This window comes from Vibrio sp. 1562 (assembly GCF_033340155.1).
Classification (GTDB): Bacteria; Pseudomonadota; Gammaproteobacteria; order Enterobacterales; family Vibrionaceae; genus Vibrio; species Vibrio alginolyticus.
The window spans coordinates 237,184-260,865 of record NZ_JAWOVY010000003.1; the positions used below are offsets into that span (position 1 = coordinate 237,184).

Sequence of the window (23,682 nt, forward strand, 5' to 3'; positions counted from 1 at the left end):
TATCCTGCTGAGTTAAGAATCGGTAAGGTGGTAGCAGCGAGCTATCATCCACTCGCTGCAATACATTAACTCTGAAATGCAGGTCTAGCTAAAATTTGGTTATACCATCGAGCAATGTTTGGCGACGTCGATAGCACATCAATTTCTAGGCCTTTAATTGCGAAACTGATCAAAATAAAGCCTGTTATATCGACGATAGTAAAATGGTCTACGGCGATAAAATCATTATGTTCAAGACGCTTGTCTAAGACGGGCAGAAATTCGTAGACGCGTTGTTTTGATTCTTCGCCCCATGCTTCAACGCAACGTTCTCTGTCTCCATAAACTCCGGTCATGTTTCGAAACGCCTGAAATGCCGCATTTAGTCCTTGGAACTCCACCACACGATGCCACATTTCCACCTGAGCACGTTCGAGCTGGTTAGCACCAAACAGCGCCAGATCATTTTCAAACGCTTCATCTAGGTAGCGACAAATCGCCACGCTTTCACAGATCGTCGTACCATCATCCAGTTCTAGTAGAGGCACTTTGCCGTTCACGCTTTTCGATTTAAACGGTTCAGATAGGTTATCGCCCTCACGAACGTTCAGCGCAATTCGCTCAACCTCGCCACCGATTTCCTTTAGAAAAATGCTAACTCGCTTACAACTTGGAGTCATTGCGGTTTCATAGAGCTTCATTTCACATCCTTTTATCTTTTTCTAACCGATTGGTTAGGATATACTGTAGTCAGTTTATAAACGATCAGTCAAGAACTTCACTATCAAAAATTTTCAAACAGTTGTGGGTCTGTTTGCTGAGCGAGATTTTTGATGCCGTTTGTGAGTTCACATGAATTTGGGGGCTGATACCCAAGAATAGATGGGTATTCATCATATTGGTTCAGTTCGAACGCTAGAGGTTCTCTGTACCATCCCTCCAAAGCAATTTAATTACCCGATAAGCAGACCCAGGCAGGTAATTTATGGCAAGAAAAGCCAACTTCGACCGAGATGAAAAGCTTCTCGTGGCTATGGATGTGTTTTGGCGCAAGGGCTTTGCGAACACGTCTATCTCGGATCTCACCGACGAGTTGAACATCAACCGGTTCAGTCTTTATAACACCTATGGTGACAAGCAACAGCTCTACTACGAAGCGCTCGATACTTACTTAAAAAAAGTCTCGCTACCGTCACTGAATGATTTGGAAAAAGACGACGCGTCTTTACCTGAGTTGGAATCGTTCCTTAAATCTTTTGCTGAGCTGCAACGCAAACGGAACTGTGGGTGTTTTATTCAAAATGCGTTGATTGAGCACGCTGGCGAAGACGATGACGTACTGCGCAAAGGGCATTTTTTGTTTGACCATCTTATCGACATCATTGCGGATGCGCTGACCAATGCGCAAAAGGAAACCTTAGTGCCAAAAACGCTTAAACCAGAAGAGCTTGCTCGTTTTGTTCTCAACAACATGCAAGGTATGCGTGTACTTGGCAAAGCTAAACGTTATGCCGACTTGGATACCGCGCTTTCCTGCTTGCTGGTTTTGATTAGGAAGTGACATGTCGATTGAAGTGATAGCAGTACGTCTTACCAAAGGCATGGACTTAAAGCTGAGCCTTGCGAAATTGGTCAAGCAGCATGGTATCAAAGCTGGCTCGATTGCCTCATGCGTTGGCTGTGTCTCTGACCTCAACCTTCGTTTGGCAGGTGCAGAGAGTACGTTAACCAAACATGAGCCATTTGAAATCGTCTCTGTGATGGGAACTCTAACGCCTGAACATCAACACGTTCATATCTCGGTGTCTGATCGTGAAGGACGAGTTTGGGGTGGGCATTTAATGGAAGGCACGGTTATAGATACCACCGCGGAATTGATCATCCATTCTTACTCAGAACTTGAGTTCACTAGAGCGATGGACGACTCGACTGGCTATACCGAACTACAAGTGAACCCTTCCAAATAATTAAAAGCTCCAGAGCCATACTGTGCTGTCTCTGGAGCTTTATTCGCTTGTCTCTTACGCTAAGAATTTACTCATTTCGAGCAAGCTAGTTTCGAGGGTCATTCTTCGACTAAGTAACAAACCTGATTATCGTCGACTGTTACTTGCCATGTTTTTAGACAGTGCGCATCGTCTTCTAAACACTGCCCACTCTTTAAACTGAAGTGCTGTTTATACAGTGGTGATGCAACACACATCTCACCATCAATATCACCGACAATCCCTCGACTCATCACATAAGCCTTACCAATTGGGTCCCAATCCTGAACAGCGTAAACACCGTTATCAGGAATGTAGAATAACGCCACATGCTCGCCTTCAATCAATACAGTGGCACCGATAAACGGCATTAAGTCATCAAGCTGACACAATTTCACTTTGGTTAAAGCTGCCATTTACACCTCCTGTTTCACGGGAATACGCTGACCGCGCACACGTTGGTACGGCAAGACTTTGCTGCCCGACGTGCTGTTCAAGAAAGGACGGAAGCGTTGCAATTTTTGAGGATTATCCAACGTACTCTTCCACTCACATTGATAGGTATCTACGACTCGTGCCATTTGTTCATCCAAAGAATCACATAGGTTGAGAGAGTCATCCAAAATCACTTGTTTAAGGTAGTCTAGGCCCCCTTCCATGTTCTCCATCCACACTGACGTACGCTGTAAGCGATCAGCGGTGCTGACGTAGAACATCAAAACTCGGTCAATCATGGTGATCAACTCTGATTTGGATAAGTCGGATGCAAACAAATCAGCGTGTCTTGGTCTCATGCCACCATTACCACAAACGTATAGATTCCAGCCGTTTTCGGTGGCGATCACCCCAATGTCTTTACTTTGCGCTTCTGCACACTCACGAGTACAGCCCGATACGGCAAACTTAAGCTTATGGGGCGCTCGCAATCCTTTGTAGCGGTTCTCTAACTCGATGGCTAATCCAACTGAATCATCAACACCATAGCGACACCACGTAGAACCGACGCAAGATTTCACGGTGCGGACCGACTTGCCGTAGGCGTGCCCTGTTTCAAAACCGGCATCAATTAAGGTTTGCCAGATTTCAGGAAGCTGTTCTAACTGCGCACCAAATAAATCCACGCGCTGACCACCAGTGATCTTGGTGTACAGATCGTACTGCTGAGCGACTTCACCTAGTACGATAAGTTTGTCTGGTGTGATTTCGCCACCCGGAACACGAGGCACAATCGAGTAAGAGCCATCTTTTTGTAGGTTCGCCATAAAGGCATCATTAGAATCTTGCAGAGATTGATGTTGAGGCTCCATGATGTGTTCATTCCACAAAGAAGCGAACACAGATGCCGCTGTCGGCTTACAGATATCACACCCATGCCCTTTGCCATGCAGTGCGATTAAGGTGTCGAAGTCTTTGATTTGTTCCACTTGGCAAATATGGAACATCTCTTGGCGACTAAGCTCAAAGTGCTCACAAAGGTGGTTGTTAACCTCTACCCCCATGGCTGCCAGTTGAGTATCCAATACCGACTTCACCATATTGCTACACCCACCACAGCCAGTACCGGCTTTGGTGTTGGCTTTAAGGTCCGTCAGGTTGGTAGTGCCGGCTTGAATCTCGGCAACTAAGTCACCTTTTGTGACGTTGTGACAAGAACAGATGATGGCGCTGTCTGGCATCTCTCCATCAAGCATTCCGGTATCAAACAACAGGTTCGCGGCGTGGTCTGGCAAGACTGTTTTGTTCAAATAACACTGTAAGAGCGCATCGTAATCGCTGTTATCACCGACGAGAATCGCACCAAGTAATTGGGTGCCGCTCGCATCAACCACCAGCTTTTTGTAGATGCCTGCTACCGCATCTTGCAAGACCATTTCTTGTGCGCCTTCGGTTTGCATTTGTGCATCTCCGATAGACGCCACATCCACCCCAAGCAGCTTGAGTTTGGTGCTCATGTCTGCACCTTTAAAACCTTCGCTTGGCATTCCAGTCAGGACATCAGCAGTGGTTCTTGCCATGGTGTAACCGGGTGCGACTAAACCAAAGATCTTTTGCTCCCAAAGAGCACATTCGCCAATCGCATAAATATTCTCATCGCTGGTTTGGCATTGATTGTTAATCACAATACCGCCTCGTTCGCCTACTTCCAGCTCAGCCAGTTTTGCCAGCTCATCTTGAGGGCGAATACCTGCGGAAAAGACAATCACATCCACTTCGAGAGGATCTTTGTCTTTAAACACCATACGATGCTTAGCCGTTTCACCATCGCAGATTCGTTCCGTACCCGTCGAGGTATGTACGGTTAACCCTAGCGCTTCAATCTTCTCTTTTAGCACTAAGCCAGCACCATCATCTAACTGTACGGGCATCAGGCGAGGTGCAAACTCAATGACGTGAGTTTCTAGCCCCAACAGTTTGAGTGCGTTTGCCGCTTCTAAACCCAACAAGCCGCCGCCAATCACTGCGCCTGTTCTTGCACCTTCACATGCCTTTTTGATCTGTGAAAGATCATCAAGCGTGCGGTAGACAAACACGTTGTCGCGGTCTTTACCTTCAATTGGCGGCACAAATGGGTAAGAACCGGTCGCGAGCACAAGTTCGTCGTAACCCAGCACATCTTCACCATCAAGGAGAATGCGCTTTTGCTCTCTGTCGATGCCTGTTACTTGGCTGCCAAGTACGAGTTGGATGCCATGCATGTCGTACCATTCTTGGTTACTCAGCATCAAATCATCATGAGACTTACCCGCAAACAAAGAGGACAACTGTACACGGTCATACGCGATAAAGCGCTCTGCACCAATCACGGTAATTCGGTGCTCCAAATGCGCGTTTTTCTGTACTAATTGCTCGACAAGGTGTTGCCCGACCATACCGTTGCCTACCACAACGATGTGGCTCAATGCGTTCTTTACTGGAATCGTTAAAGGACTGTTCATCGCTGCCTCCTTATGCCGTTTGCGCTGCGGTTTTGGGTTTGTCTTCTTTCGAAGCAGGAATCTCGACTTTGGATTGCTTCTCGTAAAGGAACTTCAACACCGCTTGTCGACACTTCTGATACTGCGCATCATCCGCCAGTGCTACACGCTCACGAGGGCGAGGTAGATTTACTTCTAACACTTCTCCAATGGTTGCTGCCGGTCCATTAGTCATCATCACGATTTTGTCAGATAGCAGCACCGCTTCATCCACGTCATGGGTAATCATGATGACGGTATTGTTTAGCTCGGCTTGAATCTTCATCAGTGCATCCTGTAAGTGCGCACGAGTCAACGCATCCAGCGCACCAAATGGCTCATCCATCAGCAAAACCTTTGGTTGAAGTGCCAGTGCTCTCGCAATGCCGACTCGCTGCTTCATACCGCCCGAGATTTCATCCGGCTTTTTGTGCGCAGCATGCTGCATTTGAATCAACTCCAAATAGTGGTTCACTTGTTCCTGAATCCACGCTTTGCCCTTTTTGCCGGCAATTTGTTTTACTGCAAGCTCAACGTTTTGATACACGGTTAACCAAGGCAATAATGAATGGTTTTGGAATACCACTGCGCGGTCGGGTCCCGGCCCTGCCACCTCTCGTCCATCGACTATTACGCCGCCGTCTGTTGGCATGTGTAGCCCTGCGACTAAGTTTAATACCGTTGATTTACCGCAGCCAGAGTGACCAATTAGGGATACAAACTCACCTTTATTGATTTGTAAATCGACGTTCTTAAGCGCGATGAACTCGCCATCTGGCGTTGGGAATCGCATCCCTAAACGCGTTAGATCTAATAATGCTTTTTCCATGATCGTTTCCCTTATCTCAACGCTTGTTGTTTATTCCAAGACAGCCACTTTTGAAGTTGCAGCATGCCTCTATCGAGCATCAAACCGATAAAACCAATGGTGATGACTGCCACCATGATGCGCCCCAATGATGCCGAGCTGCCGTTCTGGAATTCATCCCAAACGAACTTGCCTAACCCCGGGTTCTGAGCGAGCATTTCTGCCGCAATCAACACCATCCAAGCGATACCTAAAGAGAGACGTAAACCTGTGAAGATCATTGGAATGGCAGAAGGTAAAACGATAGTGCGAATGTGCTGCCACCACGAAAGTTGGAGCACTTTGCTCACGTTGATTAAGTCTTTATCAACGCTCGTTACACCCACAGCGGTATTAATCAGCGTCGGCCATAAGCTACATAGCGCTACTGTGATCAGAGAGTTAATGAACGACTTAGCAAACATCGGGTCATCACTCACATAAGTGGCACTTACAACCATGGTAACGATGGGTAGCCAAGCTAAAGGTGATACGGGCTTGAGCAGTTGAATGATTGGGTTGAACGCTTGATACAGCCCTTGATTAAGACCAAGCACGATGCCAAGCGGAATCGCGATAATCGTCGCCAGCAGAAAGCCCGCGGTCACAGTCACTAAGCTAGTCACGATTTGGTCGAAGAACGTCGGTTTACCTGTGTAAGGACGAATCTTCACTTCCGCGTCTGGATTCTTCGCTAACTTCGCAGCATTGCGCTTTTCCTGACGCTCGATAAACGCTTGTTCCTTTTCTCGCTCTTGCCAATGGTCATCGACAAGGTTGCTGAACTGCTGAAAAGTTTGCACAGGTCCCGGTAGCGTACCTAATGAAGTTTGCACTTCTCTCGCTGCTAAGTGCCACATTGCCAAAAAGATCAGCAAGCCAATGACGGGCAAAAGCACCAGCCGACTTCGGTTCACTACCTGCTTAGCAGGAAACAGGGAAATGACATTACTAGACATACTCACTCCTAAGAAATTTACATCCTTGTTGCCACAAGCGAATTCCCTCGCCTGTGGCGTTTATCGTTATGGTTAAACCTTGTCTTTTCCTTTAAGCCCGATAGAGAACTTCTCTAGATATTTATTTGGCTCGCGACCGTCATAAACGATGTTGTCGATAAAGTGTGTTTGTGGCGCACGGAAACCATCTTCAGCACTAAAATCTGGGAAGTCTTTTTTGCTCAACACACCATCTTCAATTAGCGCTTGAGCTGCTTGTTTGTAGATATCTGGACGGTAAACCTCTTTCGCCACATCCATGTACCAATCATCGGATTTCTCGCTTGAGATTTGTCCCCAACGGCGCATTTGAGTCAGATACCAAATCGCATCGCTGTAATACGGATACGTGGCGTTATGACGGAAGAAAACGTTGAAGTCTGGCACGTCTCGTTTGTCGCCTTTCTCATATTCAAATGTGCCCGTCATTGAGTTGGCGATAACTTCGGCATCGGCTCCGACGTATTCGCTTTTTGATAGCATCTTCACTGCCTCTTGGCGGTTGGCATTGTCGTTTTCATCTAACCAATGTGCCGCTCGAATCAAGGCTTTCACTACGCGAATGTGCGTGTTTGGATACTTCTCAGCCCAAGCTTTAGAAACACCAAATACTTTCTCTGGGTTGTTCTTCCAGATCTCGTAATCGGTCACGACTGGTGTACCAATGCCCTTGAACACAGCTTGTTGGTTCCATGGTTCGCCAACGCAGTAGCCTTTGATTGTGCCCGCTTCCATTGTGGCTGGCATTTGTGGTGGCGGTGTAACACTCAAAAGAACGTCAGCATCCAACTGGCCACTGTTATCGCCTGATTCTGGTGCGTAAAAGCCTGGATGAATCCCGCCTGCCGCTAACCAATATCGCAACTCATAGTTGTGCGTCGATACCGGGAACACCATGCCCATGTTGAACGGTTTGCCTTTATCCAGATAGCTGTCGACCACAGGCTTCAGTGCATCCGCTTTGATTGGGTGAACAGGTTTGCCATCTGGTTGTTTTGGAATGTATTGCTTCATCTGCTCCCAAGTATCATTGGAAACCGTGATTGCGTTGCCGTTCAAATCCATACTGAACGCGGTAATCACTTCTGCTTTTGTGCCGACACCAATCGTCGCGCCCAATGGCTGACCAGCAAGCATGTGCGCGCCAGCAAGCTCACCGTCGATGACTCGGTCTAAAAGCACCTTCCAGTTTGCTTGCGCTTCTAAAGTGACGTACAAGCCTTCGTCTTCAAAAAAGCCTTTCTCATAAGCAACCGCCAGCGGTGCCATATCGGTTAACTTAATAAAACCAAACTTCAGGTCTTCAATTTCTGGCTCACCCAACTCTGCCTTTACGCTGACCGTGGTGAATACCGATAACGAAATTGCTGACACTTTCAGCATCGAACTCCATTTCATTGGTTTGCTCCCATAAAAAAAGCGCCACTACTCCGAAGAGCAGTAGCGCCGTTGCTAAGTCTACAATTACCGCCGTTGATAATTGAGATAAGCGATTCAACAATAAACCCAATTCTACTAATCCAATTACTGTGCCAACTTATTTTTCACATTAAATACAATAAGTTGGTATATCTTGCCGTTTGTTATTCCCTGTTATTGCTTGCTGATAGTGCAACACGCACCACGTTAGAAAACGCACTCTAACCCCAAAGTGGTAGAGCAACTAATCAAGCACCTCCAAAGTAGTTATCAAATTCTTGGCAACTTGTGCGAGCGTTTGGCTCGATTGCATGGCTGAATTTCTAAGTGCTTTATAAGCCTGTTCTTCATCAACGCTGTGCATCTTCATCAGCAGACCTTTGGCTTTTTCCACCAGCTTGCGCTCTTCAATCTTATGGGTCAGCGATTCAATTTCCGATTGCATACTTTCGAATTTCGCTCTCACTAGTGTCGCATGTTCAATCCAAGGCTGAAGCGCAAACTCACTATCGTGCGGCATGAGCACATAGTCCATTTTTTCTGATAACCGATTGATATCATTAGATGATAACTGCTTTAAGACGATAAGAAGTGGTGCCGATTTTCTGCGGCAGAAATCGACGATCAAACGCAGTTCCGCGGTTGGTTGCTGCCATCCAACCACAACGCTTGCTGACGGTTCTCGTTGCATTAACGTTTCTAGTTGTGCCAATTGGCAACCGATGATGTTGTCGTAATCTTTGCTCAATAAGCCGGACAATCGAGCCTGCTCTTGGAGGCTATCACAACATACTATGATGGGTGTTTTTGACGTTGATTGAGTCATGCACATTCCTTGTTTATATCTCACTCACTAAGAGAGACATAACAAGGAATGTGCCAACTAAAATAGACGCGTTTTAACTAGAGGCGAGATGTTCTTTGAAGAAGCCGAGTGTGCGCTCCCAAGCGAGTGCTGCTTCTTCCGGTGCGTAGCGTGCTGTTGAGTCGTTATGGAAGCCGTGGTTGACGTTCTCATACATTAACGCTTGATACTGTGCGTCGGTTGCGATCAATTGCTGCTCATAAGCAGGCCATGTGTCGTTAACACGCTTATCGAGCCCTGCAAAGTGAATCATCAACGGCCCTTTGACTTGCTTTTGGATCTCTTGCGCAGCTGGTGTTCCATAAAAAGGCACACCTGCATCGAGCTCTTCAGGCATTACCGCTGCAAGCATATTGACAATGTATCCACCGAAGCAGAATCCAACCGCGCCCAATTTACCGTTGCCACCCTCGTATTGTTTGAGGAAGTTAGCGGCTGCAATAAAGTCTTGTTCGATCTTGGCTCTGTCCATCTCTTTCTGCATGGCGCGACCTTCATCGTCGTTCCCCGGATAGCCGCCGAGTGGATAAAGTGCGTCTGGAGCGAAAGCAATAAAGCCATCTTTTGCAAGTCGTCTTGCGACATCTTTGATATAAGGGTTCAGACCTCGGTTTTCATGAATCACCAACACAGTCGGCGATTTTAAAGTCTTCTTCTGTGGCATCACCAAATAGCCGCGACCTTCTCCATGTCCATTTGGAGATGGAAAGGTTTCGTACGTTGCCTTGATGTCAGGATCGTTAAATGAAACTTGTTCTGCGAGTGCGTAATTAGGGGTTAGCGCGTCGACCAGTGCTGTCATGCTAAAGCCAAGCACAGCAAGACCACCCAGCCTATTAAGAAACTCACGGCGCGAGATTTTTCCGTGGGCGTATTCGTCGTACCAATCGAAGGCTTCTTGCGGGATCGGGTGAGAAGCCTTTTCACTAGGAGTGGTATGCTTTAGAACCATTATCCATGTCCTCTGTGTCTTACCATATGGGATTTTCTCATTCTCAAAAGCGCAGCGAGAAACGAACGCGATTGAGGCTAAAACTGCGGTTTCACCACTCTGATACGGAGCAAGGTGGTGAAACACATCATTGGCGAGCTAGGATCTTTTACCTTCTTCAAACAATAGATAATGGATTCAGATTCAACAACTTTGCGTCGTTGGTTTTACATTAATTGACAATAGTGCGTTATTGCTGGCCACAATAGGCTTGCCAGTAGGAGAAGGCGCGTTCGAATGCTTTTTCCCTGTCGTGCATTTGTGCAAACAAGATCACTGTCATCGTAGCGAGAACCGTATTCGCCATTTGGTTCATGTCATCTTCTGACGTCCCAAACGGGCAGTTCGCAGGCATTGGCACCTCAGACAGCATTTGCTCCGTCCAGTAGTGCGATGTCACGCCGCTTGTTTGGCTTAACCATACTGTTTGGCTTACTTTCGGGTTGTATTCTGACTCACCCGATTGTCCTTTGAATGACACAACAGCGTGAGCGGTTTGACCGATCTCGTATTCGACTTCTGCATGAAGTTGTTGGAAACCAGGATGGAAGCTACCACGAATACCAACCGTTGCTTGCCCCGGATTCAATGCTCGAACCACGGTATTAATCGGCGTTCTAAGCCCATAACGATTCTTCCAACCGATCATGGTTTCTGCTTGTGGAGCAAATGCGCTGAGCGGTAGATACACGATGTTTTGTGTTTCTAAGACACGCTTTGCTTCTTCTGCTGATTCCGCTTTCTCGATAGCAAATTTGTCGAGGTAGTCTTCAGCGTGTAAACGACCAGATTGACGGTCGTGATATCCGTGCATCAGCACTTTGTGGCCATTATCGGCAAGGATTTTCGCTGCCAACAGATGCCAAGGCTGACCTGCCGCTTCACGTTTGCCCGCATAGCATGGCCAATCAATATCTGCACCAATAGCAGGCATGCGGGATTGGAATGCTTTCACAAAGCCAGCGATTTCTTGTTGAGTCTCGTTCTGTACGCGGATCAGCATCAATAACATCGCCATCTGATCATCATCGCACTCACCGTTTAGGTATTCATCCATAACTCGAAACGCTTGGTCAAAGTTCAGTGGTTTTCTACCACGTTCGCCACGACCGACTGTTCTAATACACTCCAAAATGCTGCTCATATTCCCTCGTATTCCGTCACTGACTGTACGGTTTCTATTAGTTGTTCGCGCAGTTTGACAACTTCTCCCATCACAATCAATGCTGGGCTCACGCCTTTAAGTGTAATCGATAAATCATTGAGCTGATTGAGTTGTGTAACGTGCACTTGTTGTTGAGGGCTGCAACCATGAGTGATGATCGCGACAGGGAAATCTTCTCTCAAACCAGAGCCTATTAAACCCGTTTGTATTTGCGATGATTTTTCTAACCCCATATAGAAGACTAACGTTTGTCCGCTTTGCATCAGTTGGCTCCACGCTTCAAATGCGCCTGTTACCACTTGCCCCGTCACAAAGGTAACGCTACGAGCAACGCCACGATGAGTCAGCGGAATCAAGCTGTTTGCTGAACATCCAATCGCAGCGGTAATGCCGGGAATGACTTCGTACGCGATTGAGTGTTTGACGAGTGCTAACGCCTCTTCACCTCCACGGCCAAATACAAAAGGATCTCCCCCTTTTAAGCGTACAACTCGCTTTCCTTGTTGAGCGAGCGATACCATCAAGTCACAAATTTCTTCCTGACCAATACTAGGTTGTCCGCATCTTTTGCCCACGTAAATCCAATCGGCTTGTGGCGAAGCCAACTCCAAAATATCTTTGTTAACCAAACGGTCGTACAACAGTACCTCTGCCGACATAATCGCTTTCACAGCCTTTACCGTTAACAAGTCAGGATCGTGCGGCCCTGCTCCGACAATCGAGACAAAACCTTTGTGGTTCGCGTCCAGGTCTAGTGAATGGTCTTCTAAAAGTTGGTTCAGTTTGCTTGCTTGATCATGCTTAGAAAAGCGAGACGAGCGTTCTTGTTTCTGACTCGCTTGTCCTTTCTTAAACCAAGACTTTTGATAAGGCGCTTCCATGTGCTTATCCTCTTTATGACTTACTTTATTTGAATAGCCAAACTTTGCTGGTTCGCTTGCTGTTTGCCCTTTTGATGCTGATGGCTGTCGACCATTTGTTTGATTTGAGAGACGCACGAGCCACAGTTAGTACCGCATTTGAGTTTGTTTTGAAGTTGGGTCACTGACGTGCAGTCTTGTTTCTCCATCGCGTCATGTATTTGTTTATCGGTAACGCGGAAACAACTACAAACCAGTTTGGCACTGCTTTGCGATTGAGTGATGGTAAGCAGTTGCGATAGCTCCATCGGCTTGCCAATCAAGCCGGTAAAGTTGGTGTAGTCGGTTTGAATCGGTTCACTAGACACCACCAAAACAGAGCGAATGATACGCACGTCTCCAACAAGGTCATAGTCCACCGCTAGCCAACCTTGGACAATATCTATCGTAATTCTGCGGCTCTTTTCCGTTCGACAAAAACTCTGCTTCTTTGGTCGCTTATCATGTGCAAAGCGCCAAATGCCCAAATTGCTTTCTGCTTGAAATGCGCTGTAGAGAAATTTACCGGAATCAAACTGTGTACCGATGAACATACCGTAGGTTTTGACCGCGGCGTCTTGCACTTCAACATAAGACGACTTAAATGCAGGCTGCCCTGAAATAGGGTCTTTTGCGCTGTTTACTATCGCATTAACACTGCTTTCACCGCCATATCGACCCGCCCAGTGCATTGACATAAACAGCTCCTGAAAACCCAAACCTTCATCAATGGCAACTTTGGCATAAATACCGGTGTTTGAAGCAGGCTGAAACAGCTTGGTGAGCTGTCCTGCTTTTAAGCGATTTTGAGTGGCAGAGAGCGTGTTCATGTACACGGTTGGTTCTAACTCTGAGGCGGCAAGGTGGGCGATATGCCCTGTGCGCGTCATGGTATGCCATTGGTCACGTTGCCTGCCCGTATTGAGCCACCAGCCTTTTGTTCTTTCTAAGCGCGTTGGAGATTCACTGGTCACGACAAAACGCGCTTTTCCATCTGGGTGTGAATAGACGCCATCAGCAAAAGGGCGCTCTCCTCCCCATTGTGTCGGCACCCACTCTTCGTATTCTTGCTCGGTTAAGTTGGCGTATTGAGAAAGATCTAGCTTCAATGGCGAATCTGCATTCATGCCTGTCATCGCGGCATATTCCCTGAATACCGCCCGCTCAGAAGTAAACGCAAAGCCATTTTGTGTCTTTTCCAATGCACACAGAGCTTGCCCAACTTGGCTTATCGCCCACCAATCTGATTTTGCTTCACCGGGAGGCGTTTGAAACTGGCGCTGCCTTGAAAGTCGACGCTCAGAATTGGTCACCATGCCTTGCTTCTCCCCCCAGCCAGCGGCGGGTAGCAATAGGTCCGCGTAATGCGCTACATCCGAATCCGCTGTGATATCGGAAACAATCACAAACGGACAAATCTCTAGTGCACGTTTTACCAATTGGTTATCTGGCAAAGAGACAACAGGATTGGTTGCCATGATCCAGAGAACTTTAATCTCACCACGTTCTACCGCCTCAAACAGTTCAACAGCTTTTAAACCGGGCTGAGTGGCAATTTCTGGTGAATCCCAAAACGCCTGCACTTGCTTTATAGACTTTGCGTCAAAAGCACGATGAACCGCTAACTGGTTTGCCAATCCACCGACTTCTCGCCCACCCATCGCATTGGGCTGACCTGTAATAGAAAACGGCCCACAACCTGACTTGGCAATTTTACCCGTCGCCAAGTGTGCATTAATGATTGCATTGCCTTTGTCGACGCCATTTTCGGCTTGGTTTACCCCTTGGCAAAACAACGTAATTGCGGTTGGGCTTTGCGCAAACCATTGGAAGAATGTCGTGAGTTTTTCTTCTGAAATGCCAATGGAAGACGTCAAATTAGTGACATCGTAACGCAAATCAGAAACTTCTTCTCTAAGTGCATTAAATCCGTCGGTATAAGAATTTATGTATTCAGAATCAATCAATTGTTGTTCAATAAGAAACTTGAGCAGCCCATTGAAGAGTGACACATCACCATCGTTTTTAATCGGTAGATGCAAATCCGCTTGCTGTGCGGTGACCGTTTCACGCGGGTCAATGACCACCAGCTTGAGGTTAGGATTGTTTTCTCTCGCTTGTTGAATACGTCGGAATAAAACAGGGTGCGTCCAAGCGGTATTAGCACCGCAAATGATCAATAGCTCAGTCTTATCAATATCGTCGTAATTGACGGGAACGACATCTTCACCAAATGCTCGTACATGAGCCGCAACCGCCGAAGACATACACAAACGCGAGTTCGTATCGATGTTTGCGCTGCCAACATAGCCTTTCATGAGTTTGTTGGCGACGTAATAGTCTTCCGTTAACAACTGCCCTGACACGTACATCGCGATGGAATCCGGTCCAAACTCCGCTTTCGCTTGATGAATCTTTTCAGCAATCAGATCCGTGGCTTGTTGCCATTGCACCTCTTGCCCTTGAGGTCGTTGCTTGGTGACAAGCTTTGGATACAACAAGCGCGAAGGCATATTCAAGCTCTCTGCCAGCGCGACACCCTTCACGCACAGTGATCCCGCATTTGCAGGATGACACACATCCCCAACGATTCCTTTCGTATTGACCTCGACACCACATCCAACACCACAATAGGGACAAGTGGTTTTTTTGCATCCTTGCGACATAACACCTCCAGTGCGATTCAGCCCAACTTACTAGCAAAAAAAAGCCTCTCCCGAATCGAGAGAGGCAGCAATGCCTTTAACGCTGTTAGTACATTTTCAAAAAGTAATACCCTATACCGCTCTCGCCTGCTATTAAGAGCGGCGCATCGAGTTATCGATGAACGTTTATGTAAAGCAAGTGAGGTGCCAAGATTAAAAACCCTTACCATACAAAGGGTTAGCTTAAAACCAATTATAGCAACGTAATGCTACGCACTGATTGTGTGCAAATTTCGGTCATTATCGTGCAGTATTACTTTACTAATTCCATAACTAACCTGGATTCTTCGTCACCAAAATAATGCGCTTCTTCTTCTAACGTTTTAAAGCCAAGGGAGAGGTATAAAGACAATGCAGGTTGGTTCTTAGGATCGACAGTCAATTTCACGCTTGAGCCTAACGTCAACGACGCAATAACGTTTTCTAGGAGGGAACGCGCAATACCTTTACCTCTATGTTGAATATCGACGGCCAATGACATGATCCAATATTGATGTGCATTTGTGCTAGTCGTTAGCAATATATACCCTGCGACCTGCTCTCCCTCTTTTGCTACCAGTAAACTCTCTCCCCAACAATCAAAAGCTTGCCGAAAGAAAAATTGAGGATAGGCGTGTTCTCCAAATAAAGTATTTTCGAGCTTATATATGGCAAATAAGTCCTCTTTTTGCGCAGACAAGATGTCCATTCAATGACTCCTTCTTTAACATGAATGGCAGCAGTATACCTAAATCTCATCTAAATGACGGGACACAAACATCTCAATTAAGTGCTTAAGAAATGTAATATTCTTCCTGAAAATTAGGCCTAACTCACTTAGAACATACATCCGTGATTAAGTTTTAACCGCAAAATCAAAAACCACACAAGATGAAAATTTCAATACATATAACCATTAAATGCATTACATTTAAGAACTTTATTCTGGTTTATTGAAAAATTCATAGTTGGATAATTTACAACCACCCCAAATTCACAGCATTATTCACCAAGCTTCGCGTGTGATAATAAACACTAAAACCTTTACCATTTTCAGCATTATTATTTTTATAAAAGCGAGTTTTAAAGTGAAAGAATCTCGAAATGCCTTAAATCCTAGTGAAATAAACACAACCACAGCTTGGTCAAAACATGATACACATTGGGTTCTTAGCCTATTTGGAACAGCCGTTGGCGCAGGCATCCTGTTTCTGCCAATTAACCTTGGGATTGGTGGTTTTTGGCCTTTAGTCGCGATGGCAGTACTTGCTTTTCCAATGACCTATCTTGCGCACCGTGGCTTAGCTCGTTTTGTACTATCTTCTAAGATCAAAAACGCAGACTTCACTGATGTAGTGGAAGAGCACTTCGGCGCAAAAGCAGGTCGTTCTATTTCACTGCTGTATTTTCTTTCGATCTTCCCGATCCTGTTGATATATGGGGTTGGAATAACAAACACAGTAGATAGCTTCATGGTAAATCAGGCTGATATGGCTTCTTTACCTAGACCTTTGCTTTCTGGCGTACTAGTGTTTGCACTAATTGCTATTATGATGGCGGGTGAAAAAGTAATGCTACGGGCCTTTGCCATCATGGTGTTCCCACTTGTTGCCATTCTTGCCTTTCTATCATTTTACTTAATACCGAACTGGACCATGCCTGTCATGGATGTGCCAGAAGCGTCAGCTTTTGCTAGCACTATGTGGTTAGCAGTTCCTGTAGTGATTTTCTCGTTTAGTCACGCAGCTGCAATTTCAAGCTTTGCAAATGTACAACGTCGCCATTACGGTAAGCAGGCAGATGCCAAATCCGAAGTTATTCTTCGTCGCACTAGCATTATGCTGATTGCCTTTGTTCTTATTTTTGTATTTTCCTGTGTACTAACACTGTCACCTGAACAATTGGCTCAAGCAAAAGAACAAAACGTATCCGTATTGTCTTACTTAGCGAACGCAACCGATAATCCATTTATTGCAACACTTGGTCCTTTAGTAGCGTTTGTTGCTATCACTTCATCTTTCCTTGGGCATTTTTTAGGTGCGCGTGAAAGCTTAAATGGTTTAATTAACAAGCATTTTAACCTATCTGAGAAGCGTGTTGATCGTATCAGCGTGGCAGCACTGTTCTTCTCAATCTGGGCGGCCGCGATCATGAACCCAAGTATTCTTGGTATGATGGAAGCATTGTCAGGGCCTGTTATTGCAATGATCTTATTTATTATGCCAATGTTAGCGGTGTATAAAATCGAGGCGATGAAACAATATCGAGGAAATGTCTCTACTTACTTTGTTCTAGCAGCAGGCATTGTGGCGGTAAGTGCATTGATTTTTAGCTTCTTCAGCTAATAACTAAAGACTAGCTTGGATTTTCAGGGGAATACCTTACACAAGGTTAAGGTGATTCCCTGAATTTTCTTACTCTTTAAAAGGTAATCATCGTTACCCTTGACTCTTAAATAAGAGCGAAAACACCCGCAATCATAAGTACTGAAGCGATGCAGGTACGGCCGATAATGCCGAAGTGCGAAGGTTGAATCATTTCATTATGCATAGTTAATCTCCTATTTATTATAAAAGCCATTTTTTATTGGCTTAATAACACTATGTCTAATATCCAGTTTTTTAACAACCCATACAAACATTAAATATTTATGACAGAAACGTAATTTTTTACACTTCGCCCTGATTTTGAGCGATGAATCCGCGGTTTAAATCATTAGATTGAGTCCACCGAATATGCTCGCCTACCTGTCATCGTTACCTTATCTATACCATCGCCTAATCATTGCATAAGTTTTCAATAGATTTTGTTTTATAAATCATAATATTATAGAGATCCTTCTCGTATCTCACTCCCAAAACACTTTGCCACTGGGAATCCATCCGCACTTAACCTACAAGAAATGGTAGACTTAACTGGTATTCGGTTAAGAGATCACATTTTATTAATACGCTCATGCACTTCTCAATTAAAAAACTGGCTTGCGCACTTTGTACTGCACTTGGACTTTTCTTGCATCCCACCAACGTACTGGCGAGTACCGAAAAGCAAGCTTATCTGGAAGAACACATTTCAGCAGAAAGCAAGCCCATGTTAAAACTCTACTTTCGCTCGATGGGTAAGCCGCGATCAATTCAAAAAGATGAGTTAAATGCGCCACAGAATGCATCAGCGGAGTCTCTTGCTCTGTATTACTTTGCACGAAAGTACCTTAAGCGTTACGAAGGAGTTCCATTACCGAAAGATATGCCCGATTTAATCGAATTCGGTAAAAAGCACCATTTGGAATGGGTCGTCGCTGAAGCACAGCTCAATAAGGCTGTAACAATGATTGAGCAAGACGATAACTGGAACGCAGAATTGTTACTCCATGACGTTGTTTCTACAGCCCGTGATCTTGGTTATCTAGCATTAGAAGGCCGTGCTTACCGCTGGTTAGGCAATCTAGAAGTATCTCGAAATCAACTACGCAGTGGCCTAAAATATTATCGCAATGCCTATGAGTTATTAGAAAAAACAGTGTTTGAAATACAAGTCGCGATGACACTGAACAACATTGGGACGGTCTACATCGACGCATCAGATTGGGCTCGGGCCAACAGTTACCTAACGCAAGCCCTCGACACTTACCTAGAGAGCGAATATCAATACGATAATAGCTTTTTTATGAGTGTTATCTACGCAAACCTTAGCATCGTTCACTCGAGCCTCGGAGATAACAAAAAAGCGGAATATTATTTCAATGAAGCCATTCGACTTTCAATGCAAACGGGGTCGGACACAGTCAAGCACCACTCTTTATCCAGCTTTTCACAAATGTTGAGCTCGGTAGGAAAAATTGATGATGCATTAATGGTCGCACAACGTTGCGTAGACCTGCCCATTCCAAAAAATCTAGAAATGCTAAAAACGTCTTGTTACGAGGCATTTGCAGAGGCTTACCTCGCAAACAAACAATACGATAAAGCTATTACAACAGCACTTAACATTCTAGAACAAACTAAATCAACCAGTGAATTAGAGCTGCGTCAGCGTATTGATATGCTTTCGGTACTGGTAAACGCTCATCAAATTCTTAATGACTATGAAGCGGCTTTTCATTATTTAACCCAATTAAGAGAGCTAGAGGCTGAGTTTTCTCATCATATTCATGGTGAAGAGATGATTAACATTAAGTTTGACCTCGAAGCTAAGTTAGCCCAGAAAGAACTCAAATTGCTAGAAACAAAAAATGCGCTACAAGCCTCTGAACTGCGTTCACAGCGCTATCGAGAAATGTTCTACTTTATCGCTATTGCGGCAATTGGAGTCGTTGGTTTTCGTTACGTACTGCGCGTTAGACGTATTAATAAAGCACTCACTCAAGAAAATACTACCGATCCATTAACTCAACTGCATAACCGTCGCTATCTTCACATTTGGTTGGACAAAATGGCTCGTAGAAGCCCAGATAGAACATTTGCCTTAGCCGTTTTAGATGTCGATCATTTTAAAACCTTTAATGATCAATATGGACACGATATTGGCGATAAAATGCTGACTCATATTGCCACGCTATTTAATGAATCCACTCGCTCTGGTGACCTACTCATTCGTTGGGGTGGAGAAGAGTTTGTCCTATTATTCGAAGTACAGCGAGTTGAAGATTGCGCTAAGTTTTTGGAGCGATTGAGATATACTGTTGAAAACACACCATTGGTGGTTGACTCTAAACCATTAAGCGCGACAATTTCCCTTGGAGCAGTGGACAAACTGTCGGCACAAACAATTAAACAAGAATGGGATCAGTGGTTTTTCTTGGCAGACCAAGCTTTGTATGATGCGAAGCAAGCTGGCAGAAACCAGTTCATCATTCACCCTACATCATAAAAAAGCACACATGAAAAAAAATCTAATCATTATTACTTTTGCGCCTCTATTTCTTATGGCGTGCAGTAATCAGCAAGCATCTCAACTGGGAATGCGCAGCAGCAGTGTCAACGTATATGCCCAGCAAATGAGTAACACTCAACTATGTGAAACTCTCTACTACAACCGTGCAACTAACCAAACCAAAGTGGCGATTGGTGCTGAGTTCAATCGACGTGGATTAAACAAAAAGTGGTGTGATAAAGAATTCGATAAGTTGTACATTAAAAAGTGGATTGATAACGTGCTGCCTAAGGAAAAAGCCAAACCTAAGAAACCAATGGCAACTATTCAACCCGCTTCAACTAAATAACTCCTCTCTTGAAGCAGACGGTACACTCGTATTTTCTGCTTTTCACTTTTCATGCATGTTCGATACGACATATAAAAACCTCATAGTTTCAGTAAATTAACAAAGACTTATGTTGTCCATCGAACTTTTAATGTAAACAAGTTGTAAATGGTTTTCGTCCTTATTCTTTGTCGTTAGCTTTGTTTGTTCCTGTTAGCGGAATATGAAACAGGAACTAAAAAATTCCAAACAAAGACATGAGGTCAAAAATGGAAATACGCATTAATCGCCTATTTGCCGCTATGTTGGCAGTAGGCATTGCACCTGCCGTCTCGGCGTTTGATCCACTCTATTCTGAACAATGGCACTTAGACAACACGGGGCAAACTGCGTTTGCGGCTAATCCTGCTGTTGCTGGGAACGACTTAAACACTAAGCTCACTCAGGCAATGGGGATTGCAGGTGTTGGTGTGAAAGTTGCCGTCATTGATTCTGGAGTGCAGATCGATCACCCCGACCTTGCAGGTAATATAGTTATAGGTAGCAGAAACTTCGTCGAAGACTCTTCATTCCCACTAAGTTATCCGGTTGATACTAATGGTCATGGCACTGCTGTAGCCGGTTTGATTAGCGCCGTCGGCAACAACGGTGAAGGCGGACGCGGTGTCGCTTCTCACTCTTCCCTCATTGGTTTTAACTGGTTAGCCAACCAGACATTAGAAGGTTGGTTAATCTCCCATGGCATGGACCCAGCAACACGTGATGTTCGCGTATTTAACCAAAGTTACGGTTTCAGCCCTATAAACCCGATTACTTTTGATGAAAGCGACCCTCAACTAAAACTTGAAATGGACGTGATGAAAAACGTCAGCGAGAGTAACGCCTGGGGTCGAGGTGCTGTATTTGTAAAGTCAGCAGGTAATGGTTACCGCTATTTCAATGCAGGGCGATTCTTCGTATTGCCAAGTAACTTCTTTGCTGGTGGAGACAATCAAGGCTTACCGATGCACAACTCTGCTCAGTCTTATGATAACGCCAATTACTTCAATTTAGTCACTAGTGCACTACGAGCGGATGGTACGCGAGCGAGTTACTCATCGGTGGGTTCGAACGTGTGGGTTGCAGCACCAGCAGGTGAATATGGGCAAGATTTCCCTGCTATGGTCACCACTGATTTAATGGGTTGTGAAGAAGGGCAAAATACCAGTGAAGGCCTTGGCATTAATGGGTTACACGGCGGAACGGAGCTCGATCCGAACTGTAACTATACCAGTACGATGAACGGAACCTCATCGGCTGCGCCAAACACATCGGGTGCCATCGCGGCAATCATGTCAACCAACCACGCACTTTCTGCTCGTGATGTACGTGCTTTACTAGCGGAGACAGCAAAAGTAACGGATAAAGCGCATCCAGGCGTACAGCTTGAATTTACTAACCATAAAGGTGAACAGGTTAGCTACGAGGCAATTGCCCCTTGGCAGAAAAACGCAGCAGGCGTAGATTTCCATACTTTTTATGGCTTCGGCGCTGTAGATTTAGATGAAGCGATGCAACGTGCTCGCATGACGAATCGTGTTTTACCAGCTCAAGTCATTACGCCATGGGTTAATAACGCTACAGAAGTAAGTGTACCCGATGCAAGTCTAGTTGGTGGTTCTTCAAGTATCGCCATTGCCGATGAGCTGACAGTAGAATCCGTTCAAGTGACATTGACATTGGACCACGCTCGTCTGCCCGACTTAGCTATTGAGCTCATTTCGCCATCAGGGACTCGTTCCGTTTTGCAAACACCGCGCAATGGTCTTGTTGGTCAATCTCTTGATCCAACGATTACAGGCTACAAAGATCAATTAATGTTGTCTAACCAATTTTATGGCGAAGATGCAAAAGGCGAATGGACGTTGCGAGCAATAGATACGAACGGCGATGAAGTCTATTCTTACATTGCATATTTCAACTCTTCCACCATCCATGACGTTCCGATGGCAAACAACGCTCAACCCGGTGTTATTAAGAACTGGTCGATGCGCATATTTGGACACTAAGGAGTCAATAACATGAAATACAAATCATTTTCTATGCTGGCTCTCGTTATCATGACGTCGAGTGTATACGCAGAGCAACAGCTCTCTCAACAACCTGCACCAGAACTGTTTGTGCCATCAGAAGCGGTTGAGATTAATGGCCAAGACTATCGAAAAGTGCAAACTGGCACTGTTAGAACCCTATCTGAAGACGTAAAACTTCAAGCGGGTGATGAGGTGTTTAAGAATGCGTTTAGTAACGTATCCAAAGCCACTGGACTGGTTTACATCACCGTAAACAATCCTAACGAAGCGAAAGCAGTCGCCAAAGAGTTAAAATTAGAAGTTATCTTCGCAGAGGGGGAATCAGCGGTGTTAAAAGCATCTCAAGATCAAGATCTGCTAAGTATTAGCGACTACCTAAACGCAGACAGCCGGGTAAAAGCGTCTAAAATTGAACTAAACAGCGGTAAATACCGTGCACAATAATTCTCTAACAAGAGAAGTTGGCCTGTAAAACCATGCCTCAGCGATTGCTGAGGCATTTTTATGGGTAGGAACAGATACGCTATTATTCTTTAGTAACATTTCGCATAACTAGTATGATACCTAAACACCCTACTCGCCTGCGCCTGTCATTTCTTAAACAAAATAATTTCCGTTCTTAGCTCTTCTTCCGTGGTTTCCTTCGGGCTATTCAGATAGCGTTCGATTCCTAAAGGACTGGTTTTGACTTTCATACCACTCTGACGAACCAAGTTCATCGCTAACGCCCATGCATTTCCCAAAAACTGATATTCACCTCGGTGTTCAACGACAAATGTTTCACTCTCAGGAATGGTACCGGTAACCGCCCCTTGAGGCGCTGGTACTGAGTTATGAAGAGGAAAGCAAGTGATAAACTCGAATGTTCCTTTCTGCATATCCATCGACTCGTAATAACAAAACAATTCACCATTCACGGATAGGGTTTCGTCACTAATTAACTGTTCTAGTTGCTGAACATGCTTCTCAATTACCGAACCTAATTCCTGCAAGCTAGCCACACCCTTGACCCCAATATAATGAATTTGAGGCAACGTTCGGTTACCAATTTCGACTAAGTCTGAATGCACTCTTCCGGTTTCAAGCTTACTTTTAAGCATGCGTAACCCACGTTGATAATCCATCTCTATCATCGACTTAAACATACTTTTCAGAAAGAACAGGTACCAAGGGACGCGAGATTGCATTTGCCATTCGACTAAACAGCCATTTTGTGACGGCGTCACGATTAGAGTCACCTTTCCATGGCTCTTGATTGGGCGAAAGAAATGCAGCTCCATATCTAATCGATGCTCTTGAGTACTTTCCAGTACAATCGCGCCAGTCCCAATACGCTGACCATTCCATTGATAACCAGCTCCAACGTGGCCCTGATTATCACTGAATGTCAGCTCGCAGCTTGGTTCAAGAATGATCCATGGTGACCAGCTGGGCCAGTTATTGAAGTTCTTGAGATAGCCAATAATTTCACTTTGATTCTTATTAATTTCAATACTTCGGCTGACCTGATAAGAGAGCATAACGGTTCCTCGAGTTTCCGCTTCACTAACTTCAGTCTAATTCAAATTCCAGTTTTTTCTTGTTTGACTGCGGGTTAGATGCGTATGACAAGAAAAATCCAGAG

20 protein-coding genes are annotated in these 23,682 nt (G+C 45.2%); 7 read left to right on the plus strand and 13 right to left on the minus strand.

Going from position 1 to position 23,682, the window contains the following annotated elements:
- Nucleotides 1-65: 65 nt before the first annotated feature.
- Entirely contained in the window at nucleotides 66-680 is a 615-nt protein-coding gene (locus tag R7Z49_RS04555) for a glutathione S-transferase family protein (protein WP_005375905.1), read from the minus strand.
- Nucleotides 681-964: 284 nt separating this feature from the next.
- Between R7Z49_RS04555 and R7Z49_RS04560 the strand changes: the two genes are divergently transcribed.
- Both R7Z49_RS04560 and R7Z49_RS04565 read left to right on the plus strand, forming a co-directional pair.
- Complete coding sequence (locus R7Z49_RS04560) at nucleotides 965-1,540, plus strand: TetR/AcrR family transcriptional regulator (protein ID WP_005375904.1); 576 nt, start codon at nucleotides 965-967, stop codon at nucleotides 1,538-1,540.
- A gap of 1 nt (nucleotide 1,541) precedes the next feature.
- Nucleotides 1,542-1,946: a PPC domain-containing DNA-binding protein gene (locus tag R7Z49_RS04565; RefSeq protein ID WP_132936412.1), complete on the plus strand. Its 405-nt coding sequence runs from the start codon at nucleotides 1,542-1,544 to the stop codon at nucleotides 1,944-1,946.
- Between the two features lie 98 nt (nucleotides 1,947-2,044).
- Here the strand turns inward: R7Z49_RS04565 and nirD are convergent, their stop codons facing one another.
- The 11 genes from nirD to R7Z49_RS04620 form a co-directional block, all read right to left on the minus strand.
- Nucleotides 2,045-2,380: a nitrite reductase small subunit NirD gene (gene nirD, locus R7Z49_RS04570; RefSeq protein ID WP_047123394.1), complete on the minus strand. Its 336-nt coding sequence runs from the start codon at nucleotides 2,378-2,380 to the stop codon at nucleotides 2,045-2,047.
- Nucleotides 2,381-4,900: a nitrite reductase large subunit NirB gene (nirB, locus tag R7Z49_RS04575; protein WP_318111384.1), complete on the minus strand. Its 2,520-nt coding sequence runs from the start codon at nucleotides 4,898-4,900 to the stop codon at nucleotides 2,381-2,383.
- 10 nt (nucleotides 4,901-4,910) lie between these two features.
- Nucleotides 4,911-5,747 carry an ABC transporter ATP-binding protein gene (locus R7Z49_RS04580; protein ID WP_005450080.1) on the minus strand — a complete coding sequence of 279 codons (837 nt, stop codon included), beginning with the start codon at nucleotides 5,745-5,747 and terminating at the stop codon, nucleotides 4,911-4,913.
- Between the two features lie 11 nt (nucleotides 5,748-5,758).
- Nucleotides 5,759-6,724, minus strand: a complete 966-nt coding sequence (locus tag R7Z49_RS04585) for an ABC transporter permease (protein WP_053303689.1) — start codon at nucleotides 6,722-6,724, stop codon at nucleotides 5,759-5,761.
- 72 nt (nucleotides 6,725-6,796) lie between these two features.
- The gene (locus tag R7Z49_RS04590; protein ID WP_130545592.1) at nucleotides 6,797-8,161 is read right to left on the minus strand and encodes a CmpA/NrtA family ABC transporter substrate-binding protein; all 1,365 of its coding nucleotides are present in this window, start codon (nucleotides 8,159-8,161) and stop codon (nucleotides 6,797-6,799) included.
- A gap of 265 nt (nucleotides 8,162-8,426) precedes the next feature.
- Nucleotides 8,427-9,008 (minus strand): ANTAR domain-containing response regulator, encoded by a 582-nt coding sequence (locus R7Z49_RS04595; RefSeq protein WP_012842515.1) that lies wholly within the window; start codon nucleotides 9,006-9,008, stop codon nucleotides 8,427-8,429.
- Nucleotides 9,009-9,081: 73 nt separating this feature from the next.
- The gene (locus tag R7Z49_RS04600; RefSeq protein WP_009704599.1) at nucleotides 9,082-9,999 is read right to left on the minus strand and encodes a dienelactone hydrolase family protein; all 918 of its coding nucleotides are present in this window, start codon (nucleotides 9,997-9,999) and stop codon (nucleotides 9,082-9,084) included.
- A gap of 229 nt (nucleotides 10,000-10,228) precedes the next feature.
- A complete protein-coding gene (locus R7Z49_RS04605; protein ID WP_130545591.1) occupies nucleotides 10,229-11,182 on the minus strand; it encodes a glycosyl transferase family protein in 954 nt (317 codons plus the stop codon).
- Nucleotides 11,179-12,084 carry a uroporphyrinogen-III C-methyltransferase gene (cobA, locus tag R7Z49_RS04610; protein ID WP_017634211.1) on the minus strand — a complete coding sequence of 302 codons (906 nt, stop codon included), beginning with the start codon at nucleotides 12,082-12,084 and terminating at the stop codon, nucleotides 11,179-11,181. The genes R7Z49_RS04605 and cobA overlap by 4 nt, the downstream gene beginning before the upstream one ends.
- A gap of 20 nt (nucleotides 12,085-12,104) precedes the next feature.
- A complete protein-coding gene (locus R7Z49_RS04615) occupies nucleotides 12,105-14,768 on the minus strand; it encodes a nitrate reductase (protein ID WP_186585250.1) in 2,664 nt (887 codons plus the stop codon).
- Nucleotides 14,769-15,060: 292 nt separating this feature from the next.
- Complete coding sequence (locus tag R7Z49_RS04620; RefSeq protein ID WP_017634213.1) at nucleotides 15,061-15,495, minus strand: GNAT family N-acetyltransferase; 435 nt, start codon at nucleotides 15,493-15,495, stop codon at nucleotides 15,061-15,063.
- A gap of 379 nt (nucleotides 15,496-15,874) precedes the next feature.
- Between R7Z49_RS04620 and R7Z49_RS04625 the strand changes: the two genes are divergently transcribed.
- The 5 genes from R7Z49_RS04625 (at nucleotide 15,875) to R7Z49_RS04645 (ending at nucleotide 22,502) form a co-directional block, all read left to right on the plus strand.
- Entirely contained in the window at nucleotides 15,875-17,131 is a 1,257-nt protein-coding gene (locus tag R7Z49_RS04625) for an aromatic amino acid transport family protein (protein ID WP_017820237.1), read from the plus strand.
- A 610-nt stretch (nucleotides 17,132-17,741) separates the two neighbouring features.
- Nucleotides 17,742-19,655 carry a tetratricopeptide repeat-containing diguanylate cyclase gene (locus R7Z49_RS04630; protein WP_186585249.1) on the plus strand — a complete coding sequence of 638 codons (1,914 nt, stop codon included), beginning with the start codon at nucleotides 17,742-17,744 and terminating at the stop codon, nucleotides 19,653-19,655.
- 10 nt (nucleotides 19,656-19,665) lie between these two features.
- Nucleotides 19,666-20,007, plus strand: coding sequence for a hypothetical protein (locus R7Z49_RS04635; protein WP_186585248.1), 342 nt, complete (start codon nucleotides 19,666-19,668; stop codon nucleotides 20,005-20,007).
- Between the two features lie 248 nt (nucleotides 20,008-20,255).
- Nucleotides 20,256-22,034 (plus strand): S8 family peptidase, encoded by a 1,779-nt coding sequence (locus R7Z49_RS04640; RefSeq protein ID WP_318111388.1) that lies wholly within the window; start codon nucleotides 20,256-20,258, stop codon nucleotides 22,032-22,034.
- A gap of 12 nt (nucleotides 22,035-22,046) precedes the next feature.
- On the plus strand, nucleotides 22,047-22,502 hold the full coding sequence (locus tag R7Z49_RS04645; RefSeq protein ID WP_025767689.1) for a hypothetical protein: 456 nt from the start codon (nucleotides 22,047-22,049) through the stop codon (nucleotides 22,500-22,502).
- 146 nt (nucleotides 22,503-22,648) lie between these two features.
- Here R7Z49_RS04645 and R7Z49_RS04650 read toward each other — a convergent pair whose 3' ends face one another.
- Entirely contained in the window at nucleotides 22,649-23,578 is a 930-nt protein-coding gene (locus tag R7Z49_RS04650; RefSeq protein WP_186585246.1) for an SRPBCC family protein, read from the minus strand.
- Nucleotides 23,579-23,682: the final 104 nt, after the last annotated feature.